Origin of the sequence: Paenibacillus humicus NBRC 102415 (assembly GCF_004000905.1) — a bacterium.
Lineage (GTDB): Bacteria > Bacillota > Bacilli > Paenibacillales > Paenibacillaceae > Paenibacillus_O > Paenibacillus_O humicus.
The window spans coordinates 1-15,161 of the sequence record NZ_BIMD01000029.1 but is presented as its reverse complement, the minus strand read 5'-3'; the positions used below and the strand labels follow the sequence as shown (position 1 = coordinate 15,161).

The 15,161-nt window shown below is 61.1% G+C and carries 11 protein-coding genes; 8 read left to right on the top strand and 3 right to left on the bottom strand.

The window, feature by feature from the left end:
- Nucleotides 1–977 precede the first annotated feature (977 nt).
- The gene (gene rbsK / locus PHU01S_RS16650) at nt 978–1,952 is read right to left on the bottom strand and encodes a ribokinase (protein WP_246029260.1); all 975 of its coding nucleotides are present in this window, start codon (nt 1,950–1,952) and stop codon (nt 978–980) included.
- A 295-nt stretch (nt 1,953–2,247) separates the two neighbouring features.
- On the opposite strand from rbsK, the gene PHU01S_RS16645 reads away from it, so the two are divergent.
- From PHU01S_RS16645 to PHU01S_RS16625, 5 genes are all read left to right on the top strand, one after another.
- Nucleotides 2,248–3,948 (top strand): M3 family oligoendopeptidase, encoded by a 1,701-nt coding sequence (locus tag PHU01S_RS16645; RefSeq protein ID WP_048748755.1) that lies wholly within the window; start codon nt 2,248–2,250, stop codon nt 3,946–3,948.
- Between the two features lie 137 nt (nt 3,949–4,085).
- Nucleotides 4,086–4,469, top strand: a complete 384-nt coding sequence (locus PHU01S_RS16640; RefSeq protein WP_021881905.1) for a hypothetical protein — start codon at nt 4,086–4,088, stop codon at nt 4,467–4,469.
- A gap of 214 nt (nt 4,470–4,683) precedes the next feature.
- Nucleotides 4,684–5,175, top strand: coding sequence for a cation:proton antiporter regulatory subunit (locus PHU01S_RS16635; protein ID WP_048748754.1), 492 nt, complete (start codon nt 4,684–4,686; stop codon nt 5,173–5,175).
- A gap of 2 nt (nt 5,176–5,177) precedes the next feature.
- Complete coding sequence (locus PHU01S_RS16630) at nt 5,178–6,410, top strand: cation:proton antiporter (protein WP_049869054.1); 1,233 nt, start codon at nt 5,178–5,180, stop codon at nt 6,408–6,410.
- A 259-nt stretch (nt 6,411–6,669) separates the two neighbouring features.
- Nucleotides 6,670–7,956, top strand: coding sequence for a GNAT family N-acetyltransferase (locus PHU01S_RS16625; protein WP_127508632.1), 1,287 nt, complete (start codon nt 6,670–6,672; stop codon nt 7,954–7,956).
- Between the two features lie 107 nt (nt 7,957–8,063).
- Here the strand turns inward: PHU01S_RS16625 and PHU01S_RS16620 are convergent, their stop codons facing one another.
- Complete coding sequence (locus tag PHU01S_RS16620; RefSeq protein ID WP_127508630.1) at nt 8,064–9,275, bottom strand: ornithine--oxo-acid transaminase; 1,212 nt, start codon at nt 9,273–9,275, stop codon at nt 8,064–8,066.
- A 134-nt stretch (nt 9,276–9,409) separates the two neighbouring features.
- Between PHU01S_RS16620 and aspA the strand changes: the two genes are divergently transcribed.
- Both aspA and PHU01S_RS16610 read left to right on the top strand, forming a co-directional pair.
- Nucleotides 9,410–10,837 carry an aspartate ammonia-lyase gene (gene aspA / locus PHU01S_RS16615; RefSeq protein ID WP_048749881.1) on the top strand — a complete coding sequence of 476 codons (1,428 nt, stop codon included), beginning with the start codon at nt 9,410–9,412 and terminating at the stop codon, nt 10,835–10,837.
- A gap of 392 nt (nt 10,838–11,229) precedes the next feature.
- The gene (locus tag PHU01S_RS16610; protein ID WP_127508627.1) at nt 11,230–11,883 is read left to right on the top strand and encodes a general stress protein; all 654 of its coding nucleotides are present in this window, start codon (nt 11,230–11,232) and stop codon (nt 11,881–11,883) included.
- A 177-nt stretch (nt 11,884–12,060) separates the two neighbouring features.
- On the opposite strand, the gene ald is transcribed toward PHU01S_RS16610, so the two are convergent.
- Nucleotides 12,061–13,176 (bottom strand): alanine dehydrogenase, encoded by a 1,116-nt coding sequence (ald, locus tag PHU01S_RS16605; protein WP_127508624.1) that lies wholly within the window; start codon nt 13,174–13,176, stop codon nt 12,061–12,063.
- A gap of 190 nt (nt 13,177–13,366) precedes the next feature.
- On the opposite strand from ald, the gene PHU01S_RS16600 reads away from it, so the two are divergent.
- Nucleotides 13,367–15,070: a PucR family transcriptional regulator gene (locus tag PHU01S_RS16600; RefSeq protein ID WP_127508620.1), complete on the top strand. Its 1,704-nt coding sequence runs from the start codon at nt 13,367–13,369 to the stop codon at nt 15,068–15,070.
- The last annotated feature ends 91 nt before the right edge of the window (nt 15,071–15,161 follow it).

Below are 15,161 nucleotides of genomic sequence, written 5' to 3'. Positions count from 1 at the left end.
CTTAGTGCCAGTACGTTTCATGTTGATGTTTCATAGCGGGAATGATCTTGTTGGCCAACTAACTCATCCATTGCGCTTCAATGTCGAGGTTCGTGGCGGGGGTTGTTTTGCGGGTTAACTACCTTCTGCTCGTACGCTTCATGTCGATGTTTCATGGAGGAAATGATCTTGTTGGCCAACTAACTCATCCATTGCGCTTCAATGTCGCAGGTTCGTGGTTGTTTTGCGGGTTAACTACCTTAGTGCCAGTACGTTTCATGTTGATGTTTCATAGCGGGAATGATCTTGATAGCCAACTAACTAACTCAAGCTTTTGCTCTTCAAGGTCGTCGATTCATGGCGAGGACTTTCTTGCTGGTTAACCTAACTATTCTCGTACGTACTCTCGGAAGTTATCTTACTAGTTAACTGCCCTGCACTTGTGCTCTCCGGACGGCTGTTCCGATTTGATGCAAGGCCAGTTTAGGAGCCAGTAAGATGTGATGCCGTTCTATCGGACATACGATCCGTTATTTAGGCCATTTACTCCGTTATAAAAAATTTAACGGACATCAGATCCGCTATTTTGAGTGAAAAGGCTGTTTTCAGCTCATTTTCCGCCAAATAACGGATCCTATGTCCGATAAGTCAAAAATTATGGGGGTTATTCCAAAATAACGGATCCTATGTCCGATAAAAGTCCAGCACTTTGTACCCACTTCGTTGTTATGACACTGGATTCCCCTAAATTAAACTGCAAGCGCCCATACTGCCACGCAGCGGCAATGCTGCTCCCCCCTCTGCAGGGGATCCCCTTACGGACATGCAAAGCGGGCAATGCTGCCCCTCTGCCGGCGCCCGTACGGCCACGCAGCAGCGATGCTTCTCGCGCTTCGGCCTGTCTGCGCCACCCAGCCGCGCAGCGGCAACGCAGCTCGCTTGTCTGCGGCCCTACTGCAGCGACGCGCCCCGCGCTCCGCGGAGAGCCTGCCCCCCGCCTAGCGGGCCGAAGCCAGCGCCGCGTCCACTTCCGTACGGGACGGAAGCCCGTCCTGCGCGCCGAAGCGCGTGACCGACAGCGAGGCGGCCTGCACGGCGAACGCCAGCGCTTCGCGCAGCTCGCCGTCATTCGGCGCGCTTCCGCCGCCAGCCGCAAGCTCCGCCAGCTTCACGCACAGGGCCGCGTTCAGCGTATCTCCGGCGCCGGTCGTATCCACGACCTTCACCTTCGGGGCGGCCACGGTCTGCAGCTTGCCGTCCTCGCCGAGGAAGGAGCAGCCCGCGCCGCCGCGCGTCAGAATGACGCGGCTGCCGACCTCGCGCTGCCATACCCCGAGCGCCTCTGCGATCTCCGGATCGCTGGCCGGCTCCTTGCCGGAAAGAGCCGCGAACTCCGTCTCGTTCGGCGTGACATAATCCGCCAGGGCAAGCAGGTCCGCCGGCAGCTCCTGTGCGGGCGCCGGATTGAGCACCGTGGCGGCACCTGCCGCACGGGCAATCTCCAGCGACCGGCGCACCGCATCCAGCGGAACCTCCAGCTGCACGAGCAGCACATGGGACTGCTCGATCTGCTCCCGGTGCCGCTCTACCCACTCGCCGGTGCATTCCCCATTGGCTCCGGCTACGATGACAATGCAGTTGTCATCCTCGGTATGATAGATCGAAGCAATTCCGGTCGGCGCCGATTCATGGACTCCGATGGCTTCCGATTGTACGCCCATCTTTTTCATCTGGTCGAGCATTTGACGTCCGAAAGCATCGTCTCCGACCTGCCCGATCATGCCGGTTCGAACCCCAAGCCTCGCCGCTCCCGCTGCCTGGTTGGCCCCCTTGCCGCCGGGCAGCGTGTGCAGCTCCCGTCCTGCAAGCGTTTCCCCTTCGACCGGCATCCGGTCCATGCTGATGACCAAATCCATATTCAGGCTGCCCACGACCGTAATCCGCGGCTCTGTCCCATTTGCGCGCATGCTCATTTTCCGCAACCTCCACCAACGTTTTTCACTCGTCCAACCATACCATATTATCATCGACGGTTACAGCCGCAGCAAGCCGATTTCGGTGCCGGACGTTTCCTCCGGGCTTTTTGCATAACAAGCCGATTTCGGTGCCGAACGTTTCCTCCGGCCTTTTCGCATAGCAAGCCGATTTCGGTGCCGAACGTTTCCCCCAGCCTTTTCGCATTAATCCAAAAAAACCCTAATCACCGCCATCTCATTCCGCTATAATTGAAACCAGTACATATCCTTTTATCCAAAGAGGTGGATTTCATTGGCAGTCAAATTCAGCGAATACCGTTATGAGCGCCCCGAGCGCGAGGCCGTCACCGGCCGTCTGAAGGAACTGATCGCCTCGATCCGCGAGGCAGCAAGCTTCGAAGCCCAGGATGAGGCCATCGCCGCCTTCAACAAAAGCCGCAGCGATGTCGAGTCCATGTTCCAGCTGGTCTATATCCGCCATTCCGTGGATACGAACGATGAATTCTACAAAGCCGAGCAGGAGTACGCGGACGAGCTCAGCCCTGTCCTCCAGGAGTACACGACGGATTTCTACCGGGCGCTGACGGAATCTCAATTCCGCTCGGAGCTGGAAGCCAAATACGGCAAGCAGCTGCTGGATATCGCCGAGCTGTCGCTTAAAACCTTCAAGCCGGAAATCATCGAGGATCTGCAGCTGGAGAACAAGCTGAAGACGGAGTACGGCCAGCTGATCGCATCCGCCAAAATCCCGTTCGACGGCCAGGAGCTGACGCTTTCCCAGCTCATTCCTTACACCCAGTCCACCGACCGCGAGGTGCGCCGCAGCGCCAGCGAAGCCCGGTTCGGATTTTTTGCGGAAAAAGAGCCCGTCATCGACCGCATCTATGACGATCTCGTCAAAGTCCGCACCTCCATCGCCCGCAAGCTCGGCTATGAGAACTACGTCCAGCTCGGGTACGACCGCCTCGGACGGACCGACTACGATGCGGCGATGGTCGCCGGCTACCGCAGCCAGGTCCGCGAGCACATCGTCCCGGCCGTCATCAAGCTGCGCGAGCGCCAAGCCAAGCGGATCGGCGTCGATACGCTGCATTACTACGACGAGGACTTCAACTATTCCAGCGGCAATGCCACGCCCAAGGGAGATCCCGACTGGATTCTCGACAACGGCCGCCGCATGTACAAGGAGATGGCTCCGGAGCTCGACGAATTCTTCCAGTTCATGTCCGACCGCGAGCTGCTGGACCTATTGAGCAAAAAAGGCAAGGAAGGCGGAGGCTACTGCACGTATATCAGCTCCTACGAGTCGCCGTTCATTTTCGCCAACTTCAACGGCACCTCGCATGATATCGACGTGCTGACCCATGAAGCGGGACATGCCTTCCAGGTGTACATGAGCCGCGGCTTCGACATTCCCGAATACCTCTGGCCGACGATGGAAGCGGCCGAGATCCACTCCATGAGCATGGAATTCCTCGCGTGGCCGTGGATGGAGCTGTTCTTCAAGGAAGATACGGACAAGTACCGCTTCAACCATCTCGATTCGGCGCTGTCGTTCATTCCGTACGGCGTTTCCGTGGATGAATTCCAGCATTTCGTCTATGAGCATCCGGAGGCGACGCCTGCCGAGCGCAAAGCCAAATGGCTGGAAATCGAGGAAACCTATCGTCCGGGAAGAAGCTTCGACGGCAACGATTACCTGGAGCGCGGCGGGTTCTGGCAGAAGCAGAGCCATATTTTCCATACGCCGTTCTACTACATCGACTACACGCTTGCCCAGCTGTGCGCGTTCCAGTTCTGGAAGCGCTCGGGCGAGGACTTCCAGACCGCATGGCAGGATTATCTCGCGCTCTGCCGCCTCGGCGGAAGCAAATCCTTCACCGGCCTCGTGGCCAGCGCGGGACTGATCTCGCCCTTCCAGGACGGCGCCGTCACCAGCGTCATCGGCCAGATCAACGGCTGGCTGGACAGCATCGACGACAGCAAATTCTAGCCTTCCGGCTTCGATTTCGAAGCCTCCGAAGCAAAGGCCGCTCCCCCGGATTGTCCGGCGGGAACCGGTCTTTTTTGCATTTTGGCGCTTTTTCGGCTTATAATTAGGGTAATAGACGGAAAAAGGGGGAAAAGATCATGATGATGCACTCACGCTCGTTCTATCGATTGTTTTCATCGGTTTTTATCGTGCTCATCATGACTTTGTTTACTCCCACTCCTCCGCTCGGCATTCATGAAGCAGCCGAGAGCTCTTCCGCCGCGACCGTAGTCCGCAGCCTGGAAACCGGCATCCACACAACGGTAAGATCCAGCGCCAGCGCGAGCAATGAGGCCGCAGCCATCCTCAAGACCAAGCCGATGCCGAAGACCGCCAAAATTCCGGGAGCCTTCATGCTCCTGTTCCTGCTGTCTTCCTGCTTCCCTCTCAAGGCCAGCTTTTCCCCGCGCATCGAGCGCAGACTCCTGTCCCAGAAGCTTCTTCCCGTCCTGAAAGGATCCATGGCGCCAAGCTGCTTGTAGAAGACTCATGACCGCTTCCCAAACCTTCGTCCTGCTCCACGGTTTCCAGAGGCCTGTTTGCCGCTCCCTTGCTTTTCCAAGGGCTGGCTTGGCTCTCCCCTGCGCTTTGACCGTGCCTTTCTTTTCTTGAGCAGCCTTTGATTGGAAAGAGGTTATTTAGGCATTCTATAACCAGCAGACCATGAGACATTTCATGAACAGGAGGGATTTCCTAATGGATATCCGTGAAACCTATCTGCCCGGAATCGGGCAAAAATTCGTACTGACGACGATCGGCGGCGACAAGCTTGTCATCGTCGTGCATGACGACGGACGGCGGGAATGCTTCCGTTATACGGACGATTACGATGACAGCCTCCCCGTCTTCACGCTCGAGGACGACGAAGCCCGCATGATCGCTTCCATTCTGGGAGGCATGCAGTACAAGCCGCGCGCGGTGGAAAGCATCGAGATGGCGCTGGACGACCTCATCATCGAGTGGTACCGGGTCGAGCCGGGATATCAATGCCGCAACAAGTCCATCGGCAGCCTCCAGGTCAGGCAGCGCTCCGGCGCGAGCATTCTGGCGGTAGTCGACCGGTCAGGCGGCAAGCATATCAATCCGGGACCCGAGCTGGTCCTGACCGAGGAGGCGCTGCTCATCGTCGCAGGCGAACGCGGACAGCAGAAGGCGTTCCGGGACATCCTGAAGAACGGATGTGAGTGACCATGGAGCATATCGTACTGGAAATCGGCTTGGCGATCGCTCTTGTCGCCATGGCGGGCATCCTGTCCTCCTGGCTTAAATTTTCGGTCATTCCTTTTTATATCCTGATCGGCATGGCTGTAGGACCGCACGCCTTCCACTGGGGCCACTTCGATCTCCGCTTCATCCACAGCGCCGAGCTGATCGACTTCTTCGGCCGCATCGGCGTCCTCTTCCTGCTGCTGTACCTTGGACTCGAATTCTCGGTCGGAAGGCTGCTCAAATCCGGCAAGTCGATCGCCGTGGGCGGAAGCATCTACATCGGCATCAACTTCACCGTCGGCCTGCTGTTCGGCTTCCTCACCGGCCTTCCGCTTGCCGAGGTGCTGATCATTGCGGGAATCACGACCATTTCCTCAAGCGCCATCGTCGCCAAGGTTCTGGTCGATCTCAAGCGGACGGCCAACCCGGAGACGGAGATGATTCTCGGCATCATCATGTTCGAGGACGTTTTCCTGGCTGTCTATATCTCCATCGTCTCCGGCCTCGTGCTCAGCTCCTCCTCTTCGGTGGGAGGCGTAATCCTGTCGGCGCTCATCGCCTTGTTCTTCATGCTCGGCGTGCTGTTCGTCGGCCGCAAAATCGTTCCGCTGCTGAACAAATGGCTGGACATCCGCTCCAACGAGCTGTTCCTGCTCGTCGTCTTCGCGGCGCTGTTCATCATTGCCGGCTTCGCCGAAACGATCCATGTCGCGGAAGCGATCGGCGCCCTGCTCGTAGGGCTCGTGCTCGCGGAAACGAAGCATGCGCATCGAATCGAGAAGCTGATCCTGCCGTTCCGCGATTTCTTCGGCGCTCTGTTCTTCTTCGGCTTCGGCCTCACCATCGACCCGACCGCCCTTGGCGGAGCCGTCTGGATGGCTCTGATCGCCGTCGCCCTGACGCTGGCGGGCAACTTCGCCGCGGGCATGCTGGCCGGCCGCAGCGCCGGGATGCCGCCGTACGCATCGGCCAAGATCGGACTGACGATCGTGGCGCGCGGAGAGTTCTCGATCATCATGGCCAACCTGGCCATAGCCGGCGGCCTGTCGGGCATCATCCAGCCGTTCGCCGCGCTTTACGTCCTGATCCTGGCTATCCTGGGACCGCTGTTCACCAAGGAGAGCAAGCGCGTGTACGCGGTGCTGGATCCGATCTTCCGCTTCACATCAAGAGCGGAGCGCCGCAAGCAGCAACGCGCTCAGCAGCCTTCTTGACCGGTTTTGAACGGCAGGCCTGCCAGGCCTGCCGTTTTTTTTCATGGGCATGGCGCATTTGCCGGCGCGGCAAAAGGCATGGTATAAAAAGACAGCAAGCACCTTTCGGCTTTAGAGTGCGCCGGATGCGTTTAAAAGGGTGTTGAAGGGCTCGAATCCGCACCTTCCTGTCCCTGGGGCGATCGGCCCTGACGGGACAGGACGGGAGCCGATCGTCCGGCACAGCCTGGAAATCCACCTGCGGAAGGAAGTGCTCCATATGAAGCAGCTGAAGCATCTGGACAAGCTGGAGCTCGCCGAGGCAGTCAAGCTCGCCGATCTCGTCTTCCGGGATCCCGGCCAGCGCTCGATGGGGGAATCGTTCCCCGCTATATTCGACCCGGCTCTGGGCCTGTCCCTCGGCGTGATCGAGGAAGGGAGAGTCGTTTCCTTCATCGGCTTCGTGCCGCAGCAGATCGCCGTCGGGGACGCCGTGCTCGACGCCTGCGCGCTCGGATCGGTATGCACCCATCCCGATTATCGCGGGCAAGGCCATGCCAGCGTGCTGCTCGGCGAAGCGTTCCATCAAGCCGAAGCCATCGGAGCCTCGCTTATGCTGATCTCCGGCACGCGCTCCCTATACCGCCGCAACGGCTGCCACGCCTTCGGCTCGATGCGCCGCTACCGGCTCGAAGCCGGCGTCCAGCCGCAAGCAGATCCGAGAGCGAGACTTCTGCGGCCCTCCGACTGGTTCCGTCTCCACTCGCTTTCCAACGCCAAGCCCGCCGCCTACCGGCGCAGCGTCGCGGAGCTGGCCGGTCAGCTCCGGAGCGCGGCAGTGGCGAGCATGTACGATTTCACGCACAGTTCCTTTGTCCTGGAGGAGGACGGAGAGCTGGCCGCATACGCCGTCATCGCTTCCGGGCCTATCCCCGCCGGCTCGGACATGGAGCCTTTCGTCGTGGAATGGGGCGGGGACGACTTCAAGGCGCTGGCCGCGATGAGGGCCGCCATGCAGGAGATGAGGCTTCCCTCCCTGCTGCTGTTCGTCGGCTCCCACGAAACGCAGATGCAGCTGCTGCTGCAAGGCAGCCTGTATTCCGGGAGCCATAACCAAGGGACGGTGAAAATCATCGACCTCCCCTTGCTGTGGCGGCAGCTGAGCCCCTATCTGGAAGGCAGGCGGAAAAACGGGCTGGCCGCCCCTTCCGTAATGGAGCCTGTCCGCAGCCCCAGCGGCGAATTCGCGCTCCGGCTCGGAGAAGACGAGATCCCGCTCTCCATGCGCGAGTGGACGGCGCTGCTGTTCGACGGGCCCGATGCCGAGCTGGACGACGGTCCCGACGCTTTCGTCCGGCAAGGTGCCGCTCCGGAAGCGGATGCCGGGTCTACCCGGTCCACCAGCCGTTCCGGGGCGGATGCCTCCGCCGAGACGGCGGTCGCCGTCCAGACCCCGGCGGATCCGGCGAGCGGTCCAAGGCTCCCTTTTACCCAAGAGCAGGCTCGGATGCTGAGGCCTTATTTCCCGATTCCGTTCCCTTACACGGCAGGCTTGAGCTATATTTAAGTCCGAACAATACAGCAGCCGTCCCTCTCCCGCACAAGATGCGGCCGAGGGACGGCTGCTGCTTCGTTAAAGGCGTCGTTATAGGCCGTCGCAATCCGGACGTGAGCTCAAGGGGTCAGAACGAGCTCCAGCCGCTCCAGCGCCCAATCGAGCTCTTGCCGGGTTATCGTCAGCGGCGGCGCCAGCCGGATCGTCCGCTCATGCGTTTCCTTGCACAGCAGGCCCAGCTCCATCAGCCTCTCGCAATACGGCCTGGCTTCCGTGAACAGCTCGATGCCGATAAAGAGGCCTCTGCCCCTCACCTCCCGCACGAGCGGGCTGGCCAGCCGGGCCAGGCGTCCCGCAGCGTAAGCTCCCAGCTCGTCGGAGCGCTCCGCCAGCCGCTCCCCTTGCGTCACCTCGAGCGCGGCAATTCCGACTGCGGCCGCCAGCGGGTTGCCGCCGAAGGTCGAGCCGTGCGAGCCCGGCTCGAACACGCCGAGCAGCCCGGCATCCGCCGCGACAGCCGAGACGGGGAAGACGCCGCCTCCGAGCGCTTTGCCGAGCAGATAGGCGTCCGGCTCCACGCCTTCCCAGTCGCAGGCGAAGCGCCGGCCCGTGCGCCCGAAGCCGGTCTGGATTTCATCGGCGACGAAGAGGACGCTGCTGGCGCGGCAGAGCTCGGCGGCCTTTCGGAGATAGCCGTTCGGCGGAATGACGATTCCGGCTTCTCCCTGGATCGGCTCCACGAGGAATGCGGCTGTATGTTCCGTTACAGCGGCTTCGAGAGCGGGCAGGTCGCCGTAAGGGATGACCCGGAAGCCCGGCGTGAACGGTCCGAAGCCGCGCCTGTATTCCTCGCTGGAGGAGAAGGAGGTGGCCGTGACCGTGCGCCCGTGGAAATTGCCCTCGCAGACGATGATTTCCGCGAGCCCGTCGGGCACGCCCTTGACGTCGTAGGCCCAGCGTCTCGCTGCCTTGACGGCGGTTTCCACTGCCTCTGCCCCTGTATTCATGGGCAGAATCATGCCTTTGCCGCTATAAGAAGCCAGCTTCTCGTAGAACTCTCCGAGCTTGTCGTGATGAAACGCTCTCGAGGTCAGCGTCACGCGGTCGGCCTGGTCCTTGAGCGCCTGGACGATGGCGGGATGCCGATGCCCCTGGTTGAGAGCCGAGTAGGCGCTCAGCATATCCATGTACCTGCTGCCTGCCGGATCCTCGACCCAGACGCCTTCCGCCCGGCTGATGACGATGGGCAGAGGATGGTAGTTGCGCGCCCCGTAAGCTTCCGTTTGGCGGATGACAGAATCGGTGACGGGATGGTTGCCGGTTGGACTCATGATGTGCCGTCGCCTCCTTTTGTTCCATTCTATGCTTCGTCCGCGAGGGGGCATACCCGAACCATGTAGAATGCGGTATGATAGGAGCGTGCCAGGAAACACTACAATTGATTGGGACAGGGATCCAAGAAGGGATGAGAACAATGGCTTTCAGGCTCGAGCATGATTTTCTAGGGGAGAAACAGGTTCCCGAAAGCGCTTACTACGGAATCCAGACCTTACGGGCGGTCGAGAATTTCCCGATCACCGGCGTGCCGATCCATCATGAGCTGCTGACGGCTCTCGCTCACGTGAAGAAAGCGGCGGCCAGGGCCAATATGGACGTGCACCTGCTGCAGCCTGCCGTAGGCCAGGCTATCGTCAAGGCATCGGAAGATATCATCGACGGCAAATACGCGGACCAGTTCCTCGTCGACTCCATCCAGGGCGGCGCAGGCACTTCGATCAATATGAACATGAACGAGGTTCTCGCCAACCGGGCGCTGGAAATTCTCGGCTATCCGAAGGGCGATTATTTCCACTGCAATCCGAACAACCACGTCAATATGTCGCAATCGACCAACGACGCGATTCCGACCGCGCTCAAGATCGCGGCATTCGGACTCACCAAGAGCCTGCTGACCGCTTTGACAGCGCTCCATGCGGGGTTCATGGACAAGAAGGTGCAGTTCGACGACGTCATCAAAATGGGCCGGACCCATCTGCAGGACGCGGTGCCGATCCGGATGGGACAGGAATTCGGCGCCTACGCGGCCGTCCTGGCGCGCGACATCGCCCGCATCAAGCGTTCGGCCGACAACATCCTCACCGTCAACATGGGAGCGACCGCCGTCGGAACCGGCCTCAATGCAAAGCCGGAATACATCGAGTCGGTCATCCGCCATCTGCAGGAGCAGCTTGGCTTGCCGATCCAGGCGGCGGAGGATCTTGTGGACGCGACCCAGAACAGCGACGGCTACACGGAGCTGTCGGCCGCGCTGAAGGTATGCTCGGTCAATCTGTCCAAGATCTGCAACGACATCCGCCTGATGGCATCCGGTCCTCGCGTCGGCCTCGCCGAGCTCATGCTCCCGCCGCGCCAGCCTGGCTCCTCCATCATGCCGGGCAAGGTAAACCCGGTCATGGCCGAGGTCGTCAACCAGGTCGCCTTCCAGGTGATGGGCAACGACCATACGATCTGCATGGCATGCGAGGCCGGACAGTTCGAGCTGAACGTCATGGGCCCGGTCATCGCCTTCAACCTGCTGCAATCGCTAAAAATTCTGCGCAACGGCGTCGACGTCTTCCTGAAATACGCCGTCGAGGGCATGGAAGCGAACCGCGAGCGCTGCGAGACGTACGTCAACAACTCCTTCGGCATCGTGACCGCCCTCAACCCGCATCTGGGCTATGAGGTCGCGGCGCAGCTCGTCAAGGAGGCGCTCCGCACCGGCTTGTCCATCCGCGATCTGATTCTGGAGCGCGGACTGCTGACCCCGGAGGAGATCACCGAAATTCTGAATCCGTACCAGATGACCTCTCCCGGCATTTCCGGCGAGCGGCTGCTGGACGACGCCAAATAGAGCGGACTTATGAACCCCCGTTTTGCGGGGTATAGCGGACTTATGGATGCCCCTGTTTTTGGAGGCCGCTGAAAAACAAGCGAAAGGCGCGGAATCGTTCCGGAGCAACGATGTGGTGACCTTTGTCACTGCATTTCGACCGCAAAAATGGCAAGAATCGGAGAAATACGGGGACAACAGCGATCGGAAGAATGATCCGCGAACGCAGCGACAACTTTTTCAGCGGCCTCCGTTTTTACGGGGGCTTCTTTTTTTTCCGGCGGGACGTTCTAAAAATAAATCTCGGACCCTGCTTGTCCGCCCTGTTTCCCCTCCAGCCGAAGCCGTGTATCTACGAGTATTCAGCTGAAGCGCCATACGCCGACCCAAAAACGAAGAGGAGGAGAAACACCATGACAACGCCGATTGCAGGAATCTTCAACTCCGAGAAGGATGCCATTGCCGTCATTGAGGAGCTCAAAGCCGCAGGCTGCTCCAAAGAGGACATTTCCGTCCTGCGCCGGGGAAGCGAGGAATACGAAGGCGTGTCCGGCACGAACGGAACCGAAGGGCTGGCCGCCGGAGCCGCCGCGGGAATCGTGCTCGGAGGCGCAGCCGGCATTCTGGCCACAGCCGGGCTTCTCTTCATACCGGGCATAGGCCCGCTGCTGGCCGCCGGCCCTATCGCCACCGTGCTCGCTGGAGCCGCCGTCGGCGGAGGAGCGGGCAGCGTCGTCGGAGGCCTGGTCGGTCTCGGCATCCCCGAGCAGGATGCGGAAGCGTACCGGGCTCTCCTGGAGAACAACCGCCTGCTCGTCTTCGTGTCCGTCGAGGAAAGCCGCCGCTCGCGGGTGGAAAGCATATTCCAGGTCTATGGCTCCCTGTCCGCTTCCTCTGCCGCCGCCTCGCCGGACGGATTCCGCTCCATCCCAATGCGCGACGAGTCTCTGCAGGGAGCCGCGGATGACATGAGGGTATTCATCAGCTCCAAGCCTTCCGATTCCACGCTGGATCAGCCCGCACCCGTTCAGGAGATCGTCATTCCGCATCTTCCCTCCGGCGATTGACGCAGTACTCGCCGCCATCCGCAGGAGAGGAACTCCCGGAGTCCTCATGCGATCAGGCTCGCGGGTCCGTTCTTATCCGCTATGGGCAGCGCTGCCGGCAGCTGGGTTTGCGTTCAACTAAATAAAAAAATCCCCGAACCGTCCGGTTCGGGGATTTTCGCATCTGTGGATCGACGGTCAGCCGATCAGCTCTTCGGGTGCTTTGTACGCATAGCCGAGATCGCGGGCGACCGCCTCGTAGGTGACATGGCCGCCCATCGTGTTGACGCCTTCGCGGATCGGCTGGGATGCGCGGATGGCGTCCTGGGCTCCGGACCGGGCGATCTGGAGCGCGAACGGCAGCGTGGCGTTCGTCAGGGCGAGCGTGGACGTGTACGGCACCGCTCCCGGGATGTTGGCGACCGCATAATGCAGGACGCCGTGCTTCTCGAACACCGGATCGTCATGCGTCGTGATGCGGTCGATCGTCTCCACGCTGCCGCCTTGGTCGATGGCCACGTCGACGATGACGGAGCCCTTCTGCATCGAGCGGACCATTTCCTCCGTGACGAGCTTCGGCGCCTTGCCGCCCGGGATCAGCACCGTGGAAATGACGAGATCCGCTTCGCGAACCGCTTCGGCGATGTTGTGCGAGGTGGACTGCAGCGTCTGCAGCTGGTTGCCGAAAATGAGCGCGAGCTCGCGCAGGCGGTTCGTATTGGTGTCGAGCACGGTCACGTCCGCGCCGAGGCCGACTGCGATCTGAGCCGCGTTCGTGCCGGCGATGCCGCCGCCGATGACGGCCACCTTGCCGCGCTTGACGCCGGTCACTCCGGCGAGCAGAATCCCTTTGCCGCCGCGTGCGCGCTCCAGCATCTGAGCGCCGACCTGCACCGACATGCGGCCGGCTACTTCGCTCATCGGAGCGAGCAGCGGCAGCGCACCGTTCACTCGGATCGTCTCGTAGGCGATGGCGGTAACGCTGGATTCGCGGAGCGCTTCGGCAAGGAGCGGCTCGGCCGCGAGGTGGAGGTAAGCGAACAGGATGAGGCCTTCGCGGAAGTAGCCGTACTCGGAGGAAAGCGGCTCCTTGACCTTCATGACCATGTCGCTTTTGCCCCATACATCGGCTGCTTCCGCCACGATGACCGCGCCTGCGGCTTCGTACTGGGAGTCCTCGAATCCGCTTTCGGCTCCGGCGGAGCGCTCGACCAGCACCGTATGCCCCGCGCGCACGAATTCAACGGCTCCCATCGGCGTCAAGGCGACGCGGTTCTCGTTGTTTTTGATTTCCTTTGGAATTCCGATTTTCATGGGACAGCCACCTCGTCTATAATGGATATTGCCTTCTACCGTCATGATACGGGAAGGGGCCAAGTCTGGCATCTTACACGTTGTCGATATTTTCTCTCCTTGGGCTCGACTTCTTGCCGATTGCTCACACGGTTCTGGCAGCTTTGCCGCCGTCGGCATGTCGCGATTGCCCGGAAAGGTGTCTTAGCGAGTGAAAACAACCGATCTGCATGTCCGGGACGTGCTTCAGCGTCCCTTGTTCGCCCATGCCCGGCTCGCCGCCGGCCAGGTAGGCCTCGGCAAGCGCGTCGGCTGGGTGCATGTCATCGAAATCGTGCAGGTAGCCCCGTTCATCAGCCGGGACGACCTGATTCTGACGACCGGCCTCTGGCTGAAGCAGGCCCAGCAGGACCGTCTCGACTATTTGCGCCAGCTTATCCGCCAGGAAGCCGCAGGACTTATTCTCGAGCTCGGGACGAGCATCGAAGAGGTTCCCGCGGAGGTGCTCGAGCTGGCGGAGCAGCATGGCTTCCCCGTCATCGTTTTCGACCATCCGGTGCGGTTCTCGGAAATCACCCAAGACATCCACTCTCTCATCATCAACCGTCAGCGCTCCCATCGGGACCTTGCGGAGGGCTTCTCCCGCCGCCTGCAGCAGCTGACGCTCCAGCACAGCGATATTATGCCCGTCCTTCGCCTGCTTCATGGGGATACGGGACGGCAAATCGTCTTTTATTCCCTCCTTGAAGCGGATCGCCATTACCCGCAGCTGCCTCCTGTCTCCGGCGGTGCGCCCGGCCTTGCCGATTTCCCGTTCCGCCGGCTGGAGCGCGAAGGCGTTCTCGGCGACGGGAAAAGCGAGCTTCTGCTGCCGCTGGACAGCGGAGGCAGCCTGCTCCTGCGGCCCGTTTCCTGTTACGGCCAGCTGCTCGCGGCGGTCGGAACGCCTCTGCCCGACAATGACGGGGAGGCTGCCGCGCAGCTCTCTCCTTATCTGGATGCGGCCGCCTCCGCTATCGCCGCTCTCATGCTCCGCACCCAATTCCGGCGGGAGCACGACAACCGGCTGCAGGACCAGCTTATCCCGGAGCTGCAGGAAGGGCGGATCGCGAGCGAGGATCAGGCCCGCACTATGATCGGGCTGACCGGACGAATCCCGCAGGACCGCATCTGCCTCAGCCTGCCGGGGCAGCTGGAGCTTGAGGAGCGGTCCCCCGAGGATGGCGGAGACCGCCTCGAAGCCGCGCTGAGGGATCTGGCCGTGCTGCTGCGCACGCTGATCCGCAAGTACAGCCTCAAGGGAAGCGTGCAGGCGCGCAGCGGCGGACTCCAGTTCCTGCTGGCGCTGGAGGCTCCGCCTGCCGCCGCCTCCGACCGGCTGCTCTCGTCCTCGCAGTCGCTGCTGGAGGACATCCGCCGCTTCGGCGAAGACCAGCTCGACGGCCTCGCGCTGCGCGCCGCCGCCGGCAAGCCGCGCAGCAGGCTGCTGGATGCCCCGCTCGGCTTCCGCGAAGCGGCCCAGGCGCTGGAGGTGGCTCGGAGCGTGACCGAGCTCGGCCCGGTCGTGTTCTATTCCAGCCTCGGCGCGTACCAGCTGCTCAAGGCCATTCCCGATCCGCAGCTCCTGGACCGGTTCGTCCAGGACCATCTCGGCGCGATCCTGCGCCTGGAGAAGGAGAGCCGCCTGCAGCTGCTGGAGACGCTCGACATGTATCTCAAATGCTTCGGCTCGAAGCATGAAACCGCCAAACGGCTGTTCATCCACCGGCAGACGCTGTACAACCGGATGGATAAGCTCACCGAGCTGATCGGCGAGCCGTTTCTGGAGCCGCATAAGCGCGTCGGGCTGGAAATCGCGCTGATGGCCTATAAGCTTCAGAACGGCACCGCGCTCGGCAGGCGGCTGGGGCCGTAAGGATAGAAACCTCCCGAGCGGAGTTAGCCGACTTAGCCGATTTTTTCGGCTTATTTCCGCTTGCGGACCGTTCGCTCGCAGAATAAGCCGA